We start from the raw sequence: 16,128 nt of genomic DNA on the forward strand, positions 1-16,128 counted from the left end.
ATTTTAGTCTTCATAAATTTGATCCGCAGCTCCCTCTTTTACTTGATAGTACGCTGCTAGCTGTTTCTTTTTGTTTTGCTGAAGTGCTTTTTCACTCCATTTGAATTCTTTCTTTAGAATTTTTTCATAGTGTTCTTGAAGTCCTAGGTCCTCAGAAAACTGAAAGGCCCAACCGGCCGGAATCTCTTCTAAGTTTGGATCCAATCTCACAAAATCAAGCAGCACATAACTAAGGTATTGTTGAATGCTCTTGTCAAAACCCTTAATTGTATCTACCAGCTCTATTGAAAGCACCGCTTTTTCATCCGATTGATAAGTGGGGAAATATTGTCGGGCTTGCGCCAATACACTCACGCTTTGAAACCATTTTGGCTTTAAAAAAAGCTGTAAAACCTTTTTGGTGAGCTCGCTGAGTGATTTTTGTTTAAAGATGTCCATTTGATCGAGAGTCGTCTGCTTTTCTAATAATTCCGCAATCTTTTTGTCTGCAGTAGCTTCATCTTCTATCCACCAATCGAGGGCTTTGCAACGAATAAAGTTTTCGGGATGAGAGAGTCCTTCCGATTTCAATCCTTGCTCAGAATTAAGAATGGTTTCGGTTTGCTGACGATAGGAAGGGGCGTGCACATTGTCTAGTCCGGTAGTGATTTTTACCAGTGAGGCAACCACCGCGTCGGCATTTTGAGTAACCAATAGCGCTCCTCGATCACAAAATATCTCAGTAAATAATTTAAACAATCGTGCGGTTTCGTAATGTGCGTTGTTTGAATAACGGTTATTGGCAATTGCCGTTACAATCCTATCTGCCACTTCTAACTCCCCTTCCAACATCGTATAGAGTTTAATATGTGAAAGTTCGTGTGCCAATACAGCTAGTAGTTCTTGATCGGAAAGTAGTTTTAGAACAGGACCGGAAAAAACCAAGTGCGCCTCTTTTTCCAAATAAGCAATACTGGCATTAAACTCATCTGTGTAGGGTGCTTGGTAAATATATACAGGTAAGGCTTCTAGCTCCAATGCACTCTTTGCTTTTCCCAATTGGGCAAACAACATGGGCTCGCCCTCTTCAGTAAATAAATAGGTATTCTTTAGCAGTGCCGATTTGAACTCCTTCAACTGCTCCTCCTGCGTTTGGGCTTTTGAGAAAAATTCCCAGCTGACTTCTTGTTCTTTAAAATAATCGCGCACCTGAACATGATAAGGTATGGCCTTCAAAAACATGATCGCTATTTTCAGGTAAATTAATGGATTCTCTCGAAAAGAACGAAAGTCTGGAAGTCTAAAAGTCTGTTCACTTGCCAATCATTTGAAAGTCCATCATTTCATTCTGAGATTCGATTCTATCCCTTGAAAAGCGCTCATCTTTATATGGCAACTATTTTATTTTAAACTATCTTCATTCCCATCAAATAAATACAGGCTTCTCGTGAGCAACTCAACCACCATCTTCGAAAACAGCTGGTCTGTTTACCAATTACTGATAGCAGAAAATTACATGCATCATACAGAATTAAGATCATTGCTAAACAGCTCGTTTAAGAACTTCTCGACCAAGGCCGATGCACTCCGAATCCTTGATTTGGGCTGCGGCGATGGGGAACCCATCTGCTCCCTCTTGAAACCTTATAATATTAGCGCCTATATTGGTCTCGACCTTGCACAACCAGCTTTGAATATTGCCGCAGAACGGTTTGCTTTTATAGGCAACGGACTTCATTTGCACAATGCAAACATGGAATCCTTCGAGCAATACCTTGATAAAACTGTCAATATTATTTACTCCTCTTTTGCCATACACCACCTGCAAGATGAGGCCAAATATGCACTTTGGACCAAAATTTACAACAACCTAGAAAAGGAAGGTCGATTCATCATAATTGATGTGGCTAGAGAAAACAGGGCTTCTCGTAGTCAATATTTATACGACTATATCAACAATTGTATCAATACCTGGAACAAACTTTCTAAAGAAGGATTGGATCTCATCAACGATCATATTTCCAATTTCGATTTCCCGGCAACAAAAACTTTCATAAAAGAATCGCTTGAAGAAATTGGTTTCACCTTGATCAAACACGAGCACCCTGATCAATTTCACCACTTTTGGGAATGGACCAAATAAGAATATATAAAGGAACTTTTTAATCAAGTCCGTTTTAACGGAAAGACTGTACTTGTATCTAAGGCATATTTTTTGTACATTGTATTCCGTCTATGAACACTCTTAAACCCCTTATATCAGTAAAGCCTCACTTGCGTCAACTCCAGGTTTGTGTATGGATGGGCAGCGAGAAACTGGCTTGTCACATCTCGTCTAAAAAGGGTTTGATCGAATTCATAGAAACTCCCGGAGCCACACTTTTCAAAGGAAGACTTCAATTAAAACATACCAACAACTTAATTCAATGTTGGGTGAAAAACGAATTAAAGGGAACCATTAACCCACAGATATTATTAGCTACCGTACTTAACAATGGGCAAGCTCCTCTTCAAACGGCTCGTTTCTAATATCTGGTAATAATAATTTAACACAGGCTCCGGTAACATTTTCACCTAGAAGTCTACTCATAATGAAAAAGCCGATGAGTACATCAAATCAATTTGGATTATACTTGAATCAAGGAGGAACACTTGAGTTTAAGATCAACCCAGGTGCTAACAAACAGGAATTCAGTTTAAATGGTGAAACCTTTCAAATTAAAAGAACAGGATTTCTGTTAAACAAAACCATAATCCGGAACTCAAAAGACGAAACGGTTCTTGAGGTTGTAGGAAAGAAATGGTGGTCTTCCAGCTATTTCATCACCCACAATTCAAAACAGTTTGTTTTAAAACTTGAAAACAAACCACTTGCCACCTATGCCATTTACGAAAATGAAAAACTATTTCTTTCGCTAGGTTTGATTACTGAGAATCACAAACCCAAATCTCTTTTTGAAGGAGAACTTGCAAATACCCCAAGTTTGTTTCATGCACTTCTGTGGTACCTACTCTGGCCAACACTAGCAGAAAACGACGCTATGATTGTTCTGTTGGCCTCCTAATACTCTGCGCCAATTACATCGTGGATAACTACACTCGCCGTAACAGCTCCAAAAACTGCAGGTAAATAAGAGATGGTACCGTACGCCGATTTCTTGTAATTTTTCCCATCTGTAAGCATCAAACTTTCCTTGATATGCTTTTCCGGTGAAAACACCGCTGTTACTCCTTTACGAATTCCGTGTGTTTTCAGGAGTTTTCTAACCTGTTGGGCAAATGGACAATTATAGGTTTTGGAAATGTCTACTACTTGAAGCTTGGTTGGATCTAGTTTCGCACCTGCACCCATGCTACTTACTACCTTTAAACCCATCTCCACAGCAGTCTTAATAAAGGTAACCTTCGGCGTTATACTATCAATGGCATCGATAACATAATCGGGCTTTCCTTTCAATTGCTCCAATACGCGTTCCGGGGTAACAAACTCCTTGATGGTCTCCAATTCTAATTCAGGATTGATGGCTTTCAATCGTTCACACATAATTTCTGCCTTCGATACTCCATGATTGGTTGCCAAAGCGGGCAACTGTCTATTTCTATTGGAAGGATCCACTACATCGCCATCAATGATCGTCATTCTTCCTACTCCACTTCTGGCAATAAACTCTGCAGCAAAAGAACCTACTCCACCCAAGCCAACCACCAATACATGTGTATTGGCCAACTTAATCAACGCCTCTTCTCCAATTAATAATTTCGTTCTCGATAACCAAGAAAAATCAGTTGTCATACTATTCTATTTCAAAAACCTTCAATACGTTTTTTTGAACCTGCAAAGCAAAGGAATTCAAATCAATTTCTTTAATTGCAGCGATTGCTTTATACACCTCTACTACCGATTCGGCTCTATCGTCCGTTTCGCAAAACATCTTCTCCACCGGAATCGCTTTTATCAACTCTTCCATTCCAGGTTTCAAGGCCGTCAATCCAATACTTATATAATAACCTTCTGCTAATAGCGCTTTTGCTAATTCAACACCTTTATTGAAACCATGGATCACTACCGGAACACGCACTCCTTTCAATGAAGCGATCAATTCACTCCAAGCGCGAACACAATGAATGATCAGGGGCTTGCCATATCGATCCGCCAACACTATCTGAGATTTAAAGAGATCTAGTTGGAGCTCCCAATCGGTGCTGCAAACCTTGTCGAGCCCGCATTCGCCAATGGCAATAAGTTCCTTTTTGGAAAGAATCGATTCCAGTTCTTGTAAGCTTGTTTTATCAGGATACCAAGGATGAATGCCGGCAGAAACATAAGGAGCCCCTTGCATCGTTGAAAAACCCTCATAGTAATTCACAATGGACTTAACACCCACCTTTGGGCTGTGGCAATGAACATCATATAAATTGTTAAGATCCATCATGCGAATGTACAAAGCCCCGCTCGAATAAGAAAAATCGTACCTTTATACTATAATTGTCTATAAAATGAGTCGAGTTCTATTCTTGCTTTCTTTCTTGTTATTTACATTCATTGGCTTTGCTCAATCCAACGATCATTACAATATTGAAATTGAAACATGGCAGGCCAAAAGATTATCCGATTTGAAAGCGCCAACAGGCTGGATCAATCTCGCGGGTTTGTTTTGGTTAGAAGAAGGACGAAATACTTTTGGCAGCGACTCCTCAAATAAATTGGTTTTCAATCATCCATATTTTCCAAGCTTAGCAGGCACATTCAAAAGAACGGGGTATAGTGTAGAATGGATCAGTGCCGATGAAGTGGTGGCCACCGACTCTAAGGGTGTCCCCATTCTTAAAAAAGAGATCTTCAATCCCGACTCAAGCAATAACCCAACTCTGGTTTTGGGTCAGTTTCGGTTCACCATTATTAAAAGAGAAGATAAAATTGGTGTTCGTTTTCGTGATACAAGGAGCCCGGCTTTAAACTATTACAACGAAATCCCTCGATTTGCTCCTGATTTACAGTGGAAGATAACCGCCAGTTTCGAGCCTTCTTATGGAAAGAAAATTCCGATTACAAACGTATTGGGTCAAACCACGCTTCAGCCTTCTCCCGGTAAACTTGTATTCACCTGGCAGGGCAAACAATACAAGCTCGATGCAATTGATGAGGGTGGCAATGAATTGTTCATCATTTTTGGAGACGCAACAAGTGGTGTGGATACCTATCCCGCAGGCAGATTCATGTATGTAAACAAGCCCACAGCTGCAGGAGTGGTGATCGTAGATTTCAACAAAGCCTTCAACCCGCCTTGTGCTTTCTCTGATTTCGCAACATGTCCGCTTCCTCCGAAACAAAACATATTACCCTTTGCAGTAAACGCCGGCGAAAAAACAGTTCATCCCTACAAAGCATCACATTAAAAATCAACAATCGATCGAATAAATTAGGCGAATGATGATGATCATTCGCCTTTAATTATTAATTTCATTTTTACAATTTTCGATCATTGTACAAACCGGGACTACACCTTATCGCAAGCCTTCAGTGCTCCAACCTAAACTATCTGGAGAAGGCCGATTACCTAAAAACAGTAATCGACCAACAAATCACATTTCACCAACTTCAGAACCTAGGAGAGGTTTACCATCAATTTGATCCTGGCGGATTTACGGCCATTGTTTGTTTAAGTGAAAGCCATCTCTCGGCTCACTCTTGGCCTGAGCATCAACTTTTGAACATCGACATATATCTAAGCAACTTCCAAAGAGTTAATGATGGAGTTGTACGTTCCATTTTCAATTCTATAGTTGAAAAACTTGAAGCAACCATTCTTCACCAACAAGAAATCGTACGCTAATGAACCAGGGAAAACTCATTGAATGCCCCTCCTGCAAAACGCTGGTTCAATTCAAGCGGATAGACACTAATTTAAAGACTTGCAGCTGCGGTGCGGTTGTAAGTCAAAGCGCATTACAATCTAAAATAAAGCTAGATTCAATAAAAGATCCTGTAAGTGTGATTCAAGTAGGCACTAAAGGCGCTTGGAAAGAACATGAATTCACCGTACTTGGAAGGGTTCAGTTTTTTTATGAAGAAGGTGTTTTTAATTACTGGACCCTTGAATGTTCAGACGGCACATCGAAGTTATTGGGGGAAGCATACGGAATCTATAGTTTTCTTACCGCAAAAAACATTGACTTTCAAACCAACGAGTCGCTACATAATTTAAAGATCGACAGTGGATATGTTTTATGGGACCAAGGGCCCGTACTTTCACTTGAGCAAAAAAACAGCCTATTCTCAATAAAGGTTGAGGGAGAAGCTTTTTGCATTGATTCTTTCAAAGCACTGCTTGATTGCAGCTTTTCAACCGAATCGGGTACGCATTATACAATCTTTGAGGGAGATGGATTTCAAAAGTATCCATATGTAACAGAGTACATGGATTTTGATGAGCTCCGCTTTGAAAACCTAAGACCATTTAAAAATTCGAGCTTTTCATTTGGCTGCTCAAACTGCAATAACCAAATAGCACTACCACTCTATCCTTATACACAAAGCACCATCTGTAACAAATGCCAACACCCTTATTCGGCAAAAGCAAATTTCAGATTTGCCGAACAGAAAATTCTTAAAAACGAAACTGAACCATACATACCAATTGGTAGCAGTTTCAATCACAAGGGTATATCCTATACAGTTGTTGGTTACTTAAGTAAAGCCGAACGCAGCAGCGGCTATAAGTGGAATGAATTCACTTTATTCCATCCAAACTACGGATTCGCCTACCTTAATGAATACAATGGTCAATTCACATTTGCCAAAGAACAAGGAAATCATCCGGTCTTGATTTATGAAGAATTCGACTTCTTTAAATATGAAGATGCTGAATTCGAATTATACAATAGTTATGAATCAAGAGTAGACAGCGGTAGCGGCGTATTCGCTTACAATGCCTTCAACAACAATTCTTTCTTTTCTAAAGAATACATTGCGCCGCCATTTATGTGGATCAAAGACAAAGACACCAGAGAAGGCGTCTTTTGGTTTAAAGCAGAGTATTATTCAAGAAAACAGGTATCAAAAGCACTCAACAATGCAAATATTGAGCTACCAAGTAGTTCAATAGAAATACACCCACTCAAGCCGGTTTTTAAGTATACTTTTCTTGAGCTGATAATCACCACGCTTATGGCGGTTGTTTTAGTGCTGGTTGCCCATCTTGCTTTAGACAAAGGCAAACAGAACAAGGAGCTTTTCAATCAAAGCTTCTATTTTAAAGACAGCACAAACACTTTCAGCACCACTCTTGATACGGTGGAGCTAACAAGGTCTATCTCAAACATTAAATTTGATGTGAGCGCCCCCGTTGATAATACATGGACCAGTGTTTCTGTAATACTCACCGATATTATTTCAGGAAAAGAATACAGTATGGAACAAGGGGTCGAATACTATTCAGGATACGATGGTGGTGAAAGCTGGAGTGAAGGTTCTAAATCGGAATCAGGATTTCTCACGGGAATTCCCTCCGGAAAATACATTGTTTCAGTAGAAGGCGTAAGAGAGAGTTTTAAATTAATTCCGGTTGAACGCATATCTGTAAAAGCCACTTATGATGTTGCCGGCTCAAAAAACCTGATTCACACGCTTATCTTTATTGTAATACTGTCAATAGTTCTCGGCGTCATTCGTTTTCAAGTGGAAAAATCACGTTGGACCAATAGTCCGTTTTACGATTCTAAATTTCCAACAAATGAATAAATTAAAAATTCTTAAAATACCAATCATCGCCTATTTAATAGTACTGGCAATTTTTCTGTTTTACGAACTAACCGGCCGAGTATATTTTAATAGTGCTTCACAGGAAAAATGGTCTGCAAGCGGACCCGGCTATCACAAATAAATCAACTAACTATGAGTTCTGCATTTGTAAATTCAATCATCTATGCTTTCTTAGGCATTGCTATTTTGGTGGTTTCTTTTTTTATTTTAGAAATACTGACACCAAAACACAACCTGCGAAAAGAAATCATTGAAAACAAAAACACGGCACTTGCTATTTTCTTCGGATTCTTCATGCTTTCCGTTGCTCTGATCATTGCATCCGCCATTCACTAAATCATGAGCGCAAGAGAAAAGAAAGAAGAATGGATCCTACTGCTAGCAGTCTTCGTGATTGCTACTTGCGGACTTATTTATGAACTAGTAGCAGGCACATTAGCGAGTTACCTTCTTGGCGATAGCGTTACACAGTTTAGTACCATCATTGGGGTCTATCTTTTCTCAATGGGAATTGGCTCTTACTTATCGAAATTTTTTAAGGGCAACTTGCTTCGTTGGTTTGTAAAAACCGAACTATTGGTTGGAATGGTGGGCGGCTTTAGCTCCATTCTGCTTTTTCTGCTCTTTCCGGTTGCAGAATCCTTCCGAATAGTATTGTATGCACTAGTTGGAATTACCGGTATTCTTGTTGGAGTAGAGATTCCATTGCTAATGCGGATTTTGGAAAACCGTCTCGAGTTCAAAGAATTGATCAGCCGGGTTTTCAGTTTCGATTATATTGGTGCTCTCTTAGCGTCCATTATTTTCCCATTGCTATTAGTTCCACATTTAGGCATCATTCGCACTTCTTTATTCTTTGGTATTTTAAATATCGGTGTAGGCTGGTACCTGGTTTTTAAGTTCAAGGAAGAACTCCGAAACACAAAACCTTTGCACTCTGCAGCCATCATTCTTCTGCTCTCTAGTGCTATATGTTTCGCTTATGCAGATAAAATCATGAACTATAGCGAAACGCTGACCTTCAATGACCAAGTGGTTTATGCAACCTCTACCCCCTATCAAAGAATTGTAATCACAAAAAATAAAAAAGAAACCCGACTCTTTCTGAACGGCAACCTGCAGTTTAGTTCCGCAGACGAATACCGCTATCATGAAGCCCTCGTTCACCCGGCTTTGTCTTCGCTTCCTTCAAGAAAAAACATATTGGTTTTGGGGGGCGGCGATGGTTTGGCCGTGCGTGAAATTCTCAAATACCCCGATGTTGAAAAAATCACACTGGTTGATCTAGATCCTAAAATGACAGAACTTTTCAGCAGCCAAAGCATGCTGATGTCACTAAACCACGAGTCGCTTAAGAACAAAAAGCTAACCATCGTCAATGCCGACGCCTATATATGGCTCCGCAAGAACAGCCAAGTTTTCAATGCAATCATTGTCGATTTTCCGGACCCCTCCAATTATTCAATCGGAAAATTATACAGCAGTGCGTTTTATAACACACTCTATAAAAGTTTGGACGAAAAAGGATTGGTGGTGATTCAAAGTACTTCACCCTATGTGGCACCGAAAAGCTTCTGGTGTGTAGACCAAACCCTTCGATCCGTTGGACTGCAAACAAAAGCATACCACAACTATGTTCCGTCTTTTGGAGAATGGGGATACATCATGGCGATGAAGTCAAGCAATTTCAATTGGTTCTCTCAACTACCAACTCCATTAAGATTTTTAAACAAAGAAACGATCAACGACCTCTTTGTTTTTCCCGAAGACATGAAGACCACCGCAAAACTCGAAATAAACAGATTGAACAATCAAGCCTTGGTCACTTATTTTGAAGAAGAATGGTCGAAATTTTTGGAGCCCTAGTTTATGAACCGTCGTTCTTTTATACAAGCCGCTTCACTACTATCTTCTGCCGGTTTTTTACTAGAAAGCTGCAGTACAAAATTGCCTATTAAAGTTTCAATGGTAGGTGCTAACAGCAAAGTTGGGCATCTAATAAGAGAAGGGGTCAAAGCAAATCCAACCACATTCACAGAAGTCGACACCATCATCATTGGCGGTGGCATTTCAGGTTTGGTTGCCGGGCGTGAACTTCATAAAAACCAAAAACAGTTTTTACTTCTCGAGCTCGATAAAGAAGTTGGAGGAAATGCGGCTTTCGGATCCAATAAAACATCTGAATATCCATGGGGGGCGCACTATATTCCCATTCCCAATAATCATCTCATAGAATACCTTCAATTTCTTGAAGAAGAAGGAATCGTTCAAGGATACGATGAAAACCAATTACCCATCTACAAAGAGGAATACATTTGCTTCGATTCTCAAGAGCGACTTTTCATCAACGGGAAATGGCAAGAAGGGTTGGTACCAAAGTTTGGACTTTTAACAGAAGACGAATCCAAGGTCGCCTCCTTTCTGAAATTAATGGAGGTATTAAAAGAAAAAAAGGGCTCGGATGGTAAGTGGGTCTTCGACATTCCGATAGCCAACTCTAGTAAGGATGAAGAGTGGTTGAAACTTGATCAGATCACCATGATCGAGTGGTTAAAGCAACAATCCTTTTTCAATTCTCATTTAGAAAATTATATCAACTATTGCACACGCGATGATTTTGGCACGTCAATTTATGAATGCAGCGCATGGATTGGCTTACACTATTTCGCAGCAAGAAAAGGAAAAGGCGCAAATGTAAAATCAGATGATGTCATCACCTGGCCTGAAGGAAATGGTTTCTTGGTAAAGAAACTGCGCGAGAAAATCAAGGACCAAATAAGAACAAACGCCTTGGTCACCGAAGTACAACCGGTAGAAGCAGGAATTAAGATTTCTGTCTTGAATCCAATTAACAATGAGAGCACCGGATTTCTTTGTAAACAACTCATCATCGCAACCCCACAGTTCATTACAAACAGAATATGGGAGCATAAAGAACGGGCAGCATTGGTCAAAACTCATTTTGAATACGTTCCTTGGTTGGTGGCAAACATCAACTGCAGTACCCCGCTCGAAATAAGCGGTGCTCCACTATCATGGGACAATGTGTGCTATGGCAGTCTGTCGTTGGGGTACGTCAATGCAACACATCAGTTGCTCAATCAAAAAATAAGCGAGCACAACTTTACACTTTACATTCCACTTAGCGAAAAAGACGCCAAAGCACAAAGACAGAAAGCATACGAAACTCCCATTGAAAATTGGAAAGAATTAGTGCTACAAGAAATGAAAAGAGTGTATCCAAATTTTGAATCAAACATCATCTCCATCGAAATTCTATTGTGGGGGCATGCCATGGTAAAACCCAAACCGGGGCTGGTACATGGACCGGTACTTGGTAGCCTTGCAAAAAGCCCGGACCCTCGAATACATTTCGCACATACAGATCTGGCGGGTATTAGTATTTTTGAAGAAGCCTTCTATCAAGGCTTGAATGCAGCTAAAAATTGTTTGAATGGGTAATAATAGCGCAGTTAACAAACAACCTTGGTTGGGGTTTCCTTGGATAGAATTCCTCTTCATTTTATTACCGCCTTTTCTGAGTATTGCTATTATCGCGCTGTTTCCTGCTTTCTTTCAAAACAACGATCAACTTCCCGAAGCCGCATGGGTGGTGCTCATTCTATTGATTGATGTGGGACACGTTTACAGCACGCTCTTTCGAACCTATTTCGATAAGCAGGCTCTGAAAGAGCAGAGTACCCTACTTATTGCTATTCCGGTAATTGCATTTACTATTGGTGTGCTGCTTTACAGTTTTTCAAGCCTTTTATTTTGGAGAGTGCTGGCATATACAGCAGTTTTCCATTTTGTTCGACAACAATATGGGTTTCTTCGAATCTATAGCCGCAGAGATCCAATTAAAAAATGGGTGCGCAATTTTGAAACCTTCTTCATTTATTGGTTAACAATCTACCCGCTTCTATATTGGCATTTATCCGGACCCCGAAATTTCAATTGGTTTGTAGAAAACGATTTCCTCTATTTCAATGCCGGCGCAATTCTTACTGTACTTAATTTATTGTACGTTATATCCATAACAATCTATCTCTCGATTCTGGTTTTGGAAAGAATCAAAAAAGACCCTGCAATTTTCAATTGGCCAAAATTCTTGATCATTAGCGGAACAGGATTATCCTGGTTTATAGGAATTGTATATTTCAATGGAGATATGGCTTTCACCTTATTAAATGTGGTTAGCCATGGAATTCCTTACGTAGCGCTGGTATGGATTTATGGTAAGAAGAAATACGGAACAGAATCAAAGTCGGGGTCATTCTTAAAACTGATCTTCAGTCAATACGGTTGGCTCCTTTTGATTGCCTTGCTGATACTATTTGCTTTTATAGAAGAGGGGCTGTGGGATGGTTTGGTTTGGAAAGAAAGAGCAACAGTCTTTCCCGTATTTCAATGGAATCTTCCGGCATTTTCTGATGCCACTTTACGATTGTTAATTCCGTTTCTTGCCGTTCCCCAAATCACCCATTACATATTAGATGGTTTCATTTGGAGAATTCGGTCTGAAGAATTCAAATGGAAAAGTGAAACAGTTGAATCCACTGCAAATAATTAAAGCGATACGCCTCGCTTCCAAGGGATAAAGTCGTCTTGTAACAACTGAACCGCTTTCGGAATGATTTCGCCGCTGGCAGCTTTAATACAATATTCCAATATATCGGTCCCCATCTCTTCGATCGTTTTTTCTCCCGCTACTATTGGACCACAATCAATATCAATAATATCTTTCATTCGGGTTGCCAATGGAGTATTGGTGGCAACTTTAATAGTAGGACAAACAGGGTTTCCTGTAGGGGTTCCCAAACCTGTTGTAAAAAGAATGAGTGTTGCGCCGCTTGCGGCTTTACCGGTTGTTGCTTCTACGTCGTTGCCCGGCGTACAAACCAAGCTTAGTCCTGGTTTCGTTGCTGGCTCTGTATAATCCAAACAATCCGCTACCGGTGCCGTGCCCCCTTTCTTTGCTGCTCCGGCGCTCTTGATAGCGTCTGTAATCAATCCATCTTTAATATTTCCCGGTGATGGATTCATATGAAAACCCGAGCCCACACTTAAAGCTTGGTTATTGTAGGTGGTCATCAAATGAATGAACTTTTCTGCAACCTCTTTTGAAACAGATCGATCAATCAATTCTTGTTCTACACCACAGAGTTCCGGAAATTCTGCCAATAACACCTTACCGCCCAGCGCTACTACCATGTCTGCACAATAACCCACTGCCGGGTTCGCGGAAATACCGCTAAATCCATCACTACCGCCACACTTTACTCCAATACAGAGATGCTCCAATCCCGCAGGTTTGCGTTCCTGTTGGTTGATCTTAACCAATCCTTCAAATGTTTTTCTGATTGCATCGGCAATCAATTGCTCTTCGCTTTGGCTTTGTTGTTGTTCAAATATGTATATCGGTTTATTGAAATGAGGATTGCGGTCTTTTACTTGTTTTAAAAAGTGGTTGGTCTGCAAGTGCTGGCAGCCCAAGCTCAAAACAGTGATACCTCCAACATTTGGATGGTCGGCATAGGCCGCCAAAAGGGAGCCCAAAACTTCCGAGTCCTGGCGAGTGCCACCGCAGCCACCTTGATGATTCAGAAATTTTATCCCATCCACATTTTTAAACGGTCGGTTAACTGCGGGGGCATCCGATGGTAACAAATTGAAATTTGAAATGTCTTCTCCTTTCATATAAGCCTGCAGCAAATGATGGGTATACGACTTATACTTTCCCGTAACGGCATATCCCAATTCATTGTGAAGTGCTTCTTTTATAACATCGAGATTTCTATTCTCGCAGAAAACCGTTGGAATGAAAAGCCAGTAGTTGGCTGTTCCTACTCGGCCATCGGCGCGGTGGTACCCATTAAAAGTTCTGTTTTTATACGCACTTACATCCGGACCGGTCCAGGTATAATTAGAATTTTTGTAGTTGAATGGATCTGCCGCGTGCTTTAAGTTCTCAGTGGTCATCAAGGAACCGCTTTTTACAGGTACCTGTATCTTTCCTACCAAAACCCCATACATATATACCGAATCGCCGGGTTTCATATCTTCCTCATAAAACTTATGCTTGGGCGGTATGGTTTCTTGAATAAGGTATGTTTTACCCTCAAATTCAATGGTACTGCCTTTTTCAAGAGTACTGAGTGCAACAATAACATTGTCTTTAGGGTGAACTTTCAATACGCTCTTTTTCATATAACGTGCCCTTGCTGTTTATAGGTTGATGATTGCAACGAAAGGAAATGCTTTGCGCAATTTACAATTTAGTCTTTTCTTTTTCGAATGAAAATCTTGCAAAATTCAGGTCAGGAGCGAATTTTAGAAAATTAAAAAATTAAAAAGAAACGCTTGTTGGACACCAAAGAATTTAATCATTTTTAAAATGATGATTTACACAGTAATAATTGCTACCCACTAACCATTGCCGAGTACTGACGCCCAACCATCAAGCCAATGCACGATCTGCTTTTCAATGTCGCCTTTTCATGCCCTATTATGAATTTTGAGATTCCACTTCTATTAAAAAGATCACTCATCCATTCATCTACATTACTATTCATCAATTGAACCTATTGATTGCTCTAAACAGCGATTTTATATGCTTTGAACCACTGATAGATTGTAATAAAAGTTCACAATTAATGATAGTTTATAAACACTATTTATATAATATTCTTAAATAACACTTTCAATAAACATATATAACTATCTTTAAAGTACTTTAACACTAATCCTTAAGAAATGGCAAACAACAATCTTTCACAATTCAATACAGACGTGGTTTTCACGGCTCCCTACGCTGTTGTTCTTAAGAATAGAACTACAGGTCAACAGCAATTAAATGCAACTCAAAAGTTTAATTCGGGTGATGTTATCAGCCCCTTTTATGCCGGCGAAACCCTTTCAACACCCAATTATCTAACGGTTCAGGTTGGTGAGCATACGCACATAACGTTGCAACCCAGCCATCTTCAATATATTAATCATAGCTGCAAACCGAATGCATTCTTCAATACCGATACCATGGAATTGATCGCATTAGACACCATTGAAGCAGGCGAAGAAATCACTTTCTTCTATCCTTCAACTGAATGGAAAATGGACCAACCCTTTGTTTGTCAATGCGGTAAACCCGAATGCCTTCAGTTGATTCAAGGTGCAGCCTACCTTTCCAATGAAATTCTACAACACTATCGTTTAACGAATTTTATACAGGAGCAAATCCTACAAAAGGTATAAACAGCAAAACTGGTTCATGAAGGCTTTTGATGACTATGCGCTTTGGGTACTCGTACCACACCTGGAAACAGAAGACCCCAATCTTCAGTACTACTACGATTTCTCTCAAAGTTTGAAAGAATACGAAAAAGTATTCTCCGAACTTAATACACCATGGCAATGGCAGCCCATAACCATCAATAATATCCCTGGCACTATAAATGAAATCAAGGAGAAAAGTCAACCTAAAAAGCCCTTGGTCATTAACCTTTGTGATGGAGATGAAGTAAACGGCACACCCGGTATCTCTGTCATTCACGAACTTGAAAAGCATCAAATTCAATACACCGGCTCTAACGCTTATTTCTACGACATCACTACTTCAAAAATTCCGATGAAAAAAGCGTTCGACCAAGCCATGGTTGAAACTCCCAAATGGGGTATCGTTGACGAAACATCCCATTCTTTAGAAACCATTTGTGATCAAATAGAAACCCCTTTTATTATAAAACCGGCTATTTCAGGTGGTAGCATGGGCGTTTCTGTAAAGAATGTGGTTGAATCAAAACAAGAACTCATTGATCGCGTAAACGAACTCAATTCCGGTTACCGGGGTTGGCAACTGAATACCGGTGGACTCTTCGTAGAACAATTCATCAAAGGGAAAGAGTTTACCACCTTTATTGTTGGCTCCTATACCAACCCTGAAGAGTGTACAGTTTACGAACCCGTTGAACGGGTGTTTCATCCCTCCCTTCCTGAAAATGAACGCTTTCTATCTTTCGATCGACTTTGGGAAATTTATGAAGACGAAACCCCAATGCCAAATGAAGAAAACTTCTACAACTATATCTCAGTAGAACCGGCACTCGCAAAAGCCTTGAAAGACCTTACTTTGAAAGCCTATTGTTCGGTAAAAGGTACCGGTTACGGTAGATTAGATATTCGAATGGATACCGAAACAGGCAATCTATATGTTCTTGAAGTAAACGCGCAATGCGGATTAAGTGAAGACGAAGACTTTACTTCTATCGGAGCCATTCTTAGAGTATCAAATGCAAGCTTTACCTCTTTAATTGAAACCATAATAAAAGATGCTATTAATAAGAAGATTTGATCTTTTTATTGAATTATCTATTACATTTGAATATACC

General features: G+C 39.9%; 18 protein-coding genes. 13 read left to right on the forward strand and 5 right to left on the reverse strand.

Annotated elements, in window-relative coordinates; all coding sequences use genetic code 11:
- Positions 1-3: 3 nt before the first annotated feature.
- Positions 4-1,221, reverse strand: coding sequence for a M48 family metalloprotease (locus ACQ2HE_RS02015; RefSeq protein WP_430895042.1), 1,218 nt, complete (start codon positions 1,219-1,221; stop codon positions 4-6).
- Positions 1,222-1,426: 205 nt separating this feature from the next.
- Between ACQ2HE_RS02015 and ACQ2HE_RS02020 the strand changes: the two genes are divergently transcribed.
- The 3 genes from ACQ2HE_RS02020 to ACQ2HE_RS02030 all read left to right on the forward strand — a co-directional run bounded on the left by ACQ2HE_RS02020 (position 1,427) and on the right by ACQ2HE_RS02030 (position 3,044).
- Positions 1,427-2,122 (forward strand): class I SAM-dependent methyltransferase, encoded by a 696-nt coding sequence (locus ACQ2HE_RS02020; RefSeq protein WP_430895041.1) that lies wholly within the window; start codon positions 1,427-1,429, stop codon positions 2,120-2,122.
- A 92-nt stretch (positions 2,123-2,214) separates the two neighbouring features.
- Positions 2,215-2,508: a hypothetical protein gene (locus ACQ2HE_RS02025; RefSeq protein WP_430895040.1), complete on the forward strand. Its 294-nt coding sequence runs from the start codon at positions 2,215-2,217 to the stop codon at positions 2,506-2,508.
- Between the two features lie 62 nt (positions 2,509-2,570).
- Positions 2,571-3,044: a hypothetical protein gene (locus tag ACQ2HE_RS02030; protein ID WP_430895039.1), complete on the forward strand. Its 474-nt coding sequence runs from the start codon at positions 2,571-2,573 to the stop codon at positions 3,042-3,044.
- Here the strand turns inward: ACQ2HE_RS02030 and ACQ2HE_RS02035 are convergent.
- Together ACQ2HE_RS02035 and ACQ2HE_RS02040 are read right to left on the reverse strand one after the other, a co-directional pair.
- Positions 3,041-3,772, reverse strand: coding sequence for a tRNA threonylcarbamoyladenosine dehydratase (locus tag ACQ2HE_RS02035; protein ID WP_430895038.1), 732 nt, complete (start codon positions 3,770-3,772; stop codon positions 3,041-3,043). The genes ACQ2HE_RS02030 and ACQ2HE_RS02035 overlap by 4 nt on opposite strands.
- Position 3,773: 1 nt before the next feature.
- Positions 3,774-4,412 carry a TatD family hydrolase gene (locus ACQ2HE_RS02040; RefSeq protein ID WP_430895036.1) on the reverse strand — a complete coding sequence of 213 codons (639 nt, stop codon included), beginning with the start codon at positions 4,410-4,412 and terminating at the stop codon, positions 3,774-3,776.
- A 64-nt stretch (positions 4,413-4,476) separates the two neighbouring features.
- Here ACQ2HE_RS02040 and ACQ2HE_RS02045 point away from each other — a divergent pair, with 64 nt between their 5' ends.
- The 8 genes from ACQ2HE_RS02045 to ACQ2HE_RS02080 all read left to right on the forward strand — a co-directional run bounded on the left by ACQ2HE_RS02045 (position 4,477) and on the right by ACQ2HE_RS02080 (position 12,314).
- On the forward strand, positions 4,477-5,376 hold the full coding sequence (locus ACQ2HE_RS02045; protein WP_430895035.1) for a DUF1684 domain-containing protein: 900 nt from the start codon (positions 4,477-4,479) through the stop codon (positions 5,374-5,376).
- Positions 5,377-5,462: 86 nt separating this feature from the next.
- Positions 5,463-5,813, forward strand: coding sequence for an S-adenosylmethionine decarboxylase family protein (locus ACQ2HE_RS02050; protein ID WP_430895034.1), 351 nt, complete (start codon positions 5,463-5,465; stop codon positions 5,811-5,813).
- Complete coding sequence (locus ACQ2HE_RS02055; protein ID WP_430895033.1) at positions 5,813-7,720, forward strand: hypothetical protein; 1,908 nt, start codon at positions 5,813-5,815, stop codon at positions 7,718-7,720. Before ACQ2HE_RS02050 ends, ACQ2HE_RS02055 begins: the two co-directional genes overlap by 1 nt.
- Positions 7,713-7,862 (forward strand): hypothetical protein, encoded by a 150-nt coding sequence (locus tag ACQ2HE_RS02060; protein ID WP_430895032.1) that lies wholly within the window; start codon positions 7,713-7,715, stop codon positions 7,860-7,862. Before ACQ2HE_RS02055 ends, ACQ2HE_RS02060 begins: the two co-directional genes overlap by 8 nt.
- 11 nt (positions 7,863-7,873) lie before the next feature.
- Positions 7,874-8,077 (forward strand): DUF350 domain-containing protein, encoded by a 204-nt coding sequence (locus tag ACQ2HE_RS02065; protein WP_430895031.1) that lies wholly within the window; start codon positions 7,874-7,876, stop codon positions 8,075-8,077.
- Positions 8,078-8,080: 3 nt separating this feature from the next.
- Positions 8,081-9,607 carry a polyamine aminopropyltransferase gene (locus tag ACQ2HE_RS02070; RefSeq protein ID WP_430895030.1) on the forward strand — a complete coding sequence of 509 codons (1,527 nt, stop codon included), beginning with the start codon at positions 8,081-8,083 and terminating at the stop codon, positions 9,605-9,607.
- A 3-nt stretch (positions 9,608-9,610) separates the two neighbouring features.
- On the forward strand, positions 9,611-11,203 hold the full coding sequence (locus tag ACQ2HE_RS02075) for an FAD-dependent oxidoreductase (RefSeq protein ID WP_430895029.1): 1,593 nt from the start codon (positions 9,611-9,613) through the stop codon (positions 11,201-11,203).
- Positions 11,196-12,314 (forward strand): hypothetical protein, encoded by a 1,119-nt coding sequence (locus ACQ2HE_RS02080; protein ID WP_430895028.1) that lies wholly within the window; start codon positions 11,196-11,198, stop codon positions 12,312-12,314. The genes ACQ2HE_RS02075 and ACQ2HE_RS02080 overlap by 8 nt, the downstream gene beginning before the upstream one ends.
- Here ACQ2HE_RS02080 and ACQ2HE_RS02085 read toward each other — a convergent pair.
- Complete coding sequence (locus tag ACQ2HE_RS02085) at positions 12,311-13,951, reverse strand: UxaA family hydrolase (RefSeq protein WP_430895027.1); 1,641 nt, start codon at positions 13,949-13,951, stop codon at positions 12,311-12,313. The genes ACQ2HE_RS02080 and ACQ2HE_RS02085 overlap by 4 nt on opposite strands.
- Positions 13,952-14,163: 212 nt before the next feature.
- Positions 14,164-14,316: a hypothetical protein gene (locus ACQ2HE_RS02090; protein WP_430895026.1), complete on the reverse strand. Its 153-nt coding sequence runs from the start codon at positions 14,314-14,316 to the stop codon at positions 14,164-14,166.
- A gap of 181 nt (positions 14,317-14,497) precedes the next feature.
- On the opposite strand from ACQ2HE_RS02090, the gene ACQ2HE_RS02095 reads away from it, so the two are divergent.
- Together ACQ2HE_RS02095 and ACQ2HE_RS02100 are read left to right on the forward strand one after the other, a co-directional pair.
- Entirely contained in the window at positions 14,498-14,995 is a 498-nt protein-coding gene (locus ACQ2HE_RS02095) for an SET domain-containing protein-lysine N-methyltransferase (protein ID WP_430895025.1), read from the forward strand.
- Positions 14,996-15,011: 16 nt separating this feature from the next.
- The gene (locus ACQ2HE_RS02100) at positions 15,012-16,091 is read left to right on the forward strand and encodes a D-alanine--D-alanine ligase family protein (protein ID WP_430895024.1); all 1,080 of its coding nucleotides are present in this window, start codon (positions 15,012-15,014) and stop codon (positions 16,089-16,091) included.
- Positions 16,092-16,128: the final 37 nt, after the last annotated feature.

Origin of the sequence: Endoryza foliicola (assembly GCF_050589245.1) — a bacterium.
GTDB lineage: Bacteria > Bacteroidota > Bacteroidia > Chitinophagales > Chitinophagaceae > Endoryza > Endoryza foliicola.

Bases quoted from the DNA above. Each gene is read 5' to 3' on its own strand.
- ACQ2HE_RS02085 (WP_430895027.1), bottom strand. From the start codon at position 13,951: ATGAAAAAGAGCGTATTGAAAGTTCACCCTAAAGACAATGTTATTGTT.
- ACQ2HE_RS02055 (WP_430895033.1), top strand. From the start codon at position 5,813: ATGAACCAGGGAAAACTCATTGAATGCCCCTCCTGCAAAACGCTGGTT.
- ACQ2HE_RS02075 (WP_430895029.1), top strand. From the start codon at position 9,611: ATGAACCGTCGTTCTTTTATACAAGCCGCTTCACTACTATCTTCTGCC.
- ACQ2HE_RS02070 (WP_430895030.1), top strand. From the start codon at position 8,081: ATGAGCGCAAGAGAAAAGAAAGAAGAATGGATCCTACTGCTAGCAGTC.
- ACQ2HE_RS02080 (WP_430895028.1), top strand. From the start codon at position 11,196: ATGGGTAATAATAGCGCAGTTAACAAACAACCTTGGTTGGGGTTTCCT.
- ACQ2HE_RS02045 (WP_430895035.1), top strand. From the start codon at position 4,477: ATGAGTCGAGTTCTATTCTTGCTTTCTTTCTTGTTATTTACATTCATT.
- ACQ2HE_RS02015 (WP_430895042.1), bottom strand. From the start codon at position 1,221: ATGTTTTTGAAGGCCATACCTTATCATGTTCAGGTGCGCGATTATTTT.
- ACQ2HE_RS02060 (WP_430895032.1), top strand. From the start codon at position 7,713: ATGAATAAATTAAAAATTCTTAAAATACCAATCATCGCCTATTTAATA.
- ACQ2HE_RS02100 (WP_430895024.1), top strand. From the start codon at position 15,012: ATGAAGGCTTTTGATGACTATGCGCTTTGGGTACTCGTACCACACCTG.
- ACQ2HE_RS02065 (WP_430895031.1), top strand. From the start codon at position 7,874: ATGAGTTCTGCATTTGTAAATTCAATCATCTATGCTTTCTTAGGCATT.
- ACQ2HE_RS02095 (WP_430895025.1), top strand. From the start codon at position 14,498: ATGGCAAACAACAATCTTTCACAATTCAATACAGACGTGGTTTTCACG.
- ACQ2HE_RS02090 (WP_430895026.1), bottom strand. From the start codon at position 14,316: ATGAATAGTAATGTAGATGAATGGATGAGTGATCTTTTTAATAGAAGT.
- ACQ2HE_RS02035 (WP_430895038.1), bottom strand. From the start codon at position 3,772: ATGACAACTGATTTTTCTTGGTTATCGAGAACGAAATTATTAATTGGA.
- ACQ2HE_RS02030 (WP_430895039.1), top strand. From the start codon at position 2,571: ATGAAAAAGCCGATGAGTACATCAAATCAATTTGGATTATACTTGAAT.
- ACQ2HE_RS02040 (WP_430895036.1), bottom strand. From the start codon at position 4,412: ATGATGGATCTTAACAATTTATATGATGTTCATTGCCACAGCCCAAAG.
- ACQ2HE_RS02025 (WP_430895040.1), top strand. From the start codon at position 2,215: ATGAACACTCTTAAACCCCTTATATCAGTAAAGCCTCACTTGCGTCAA.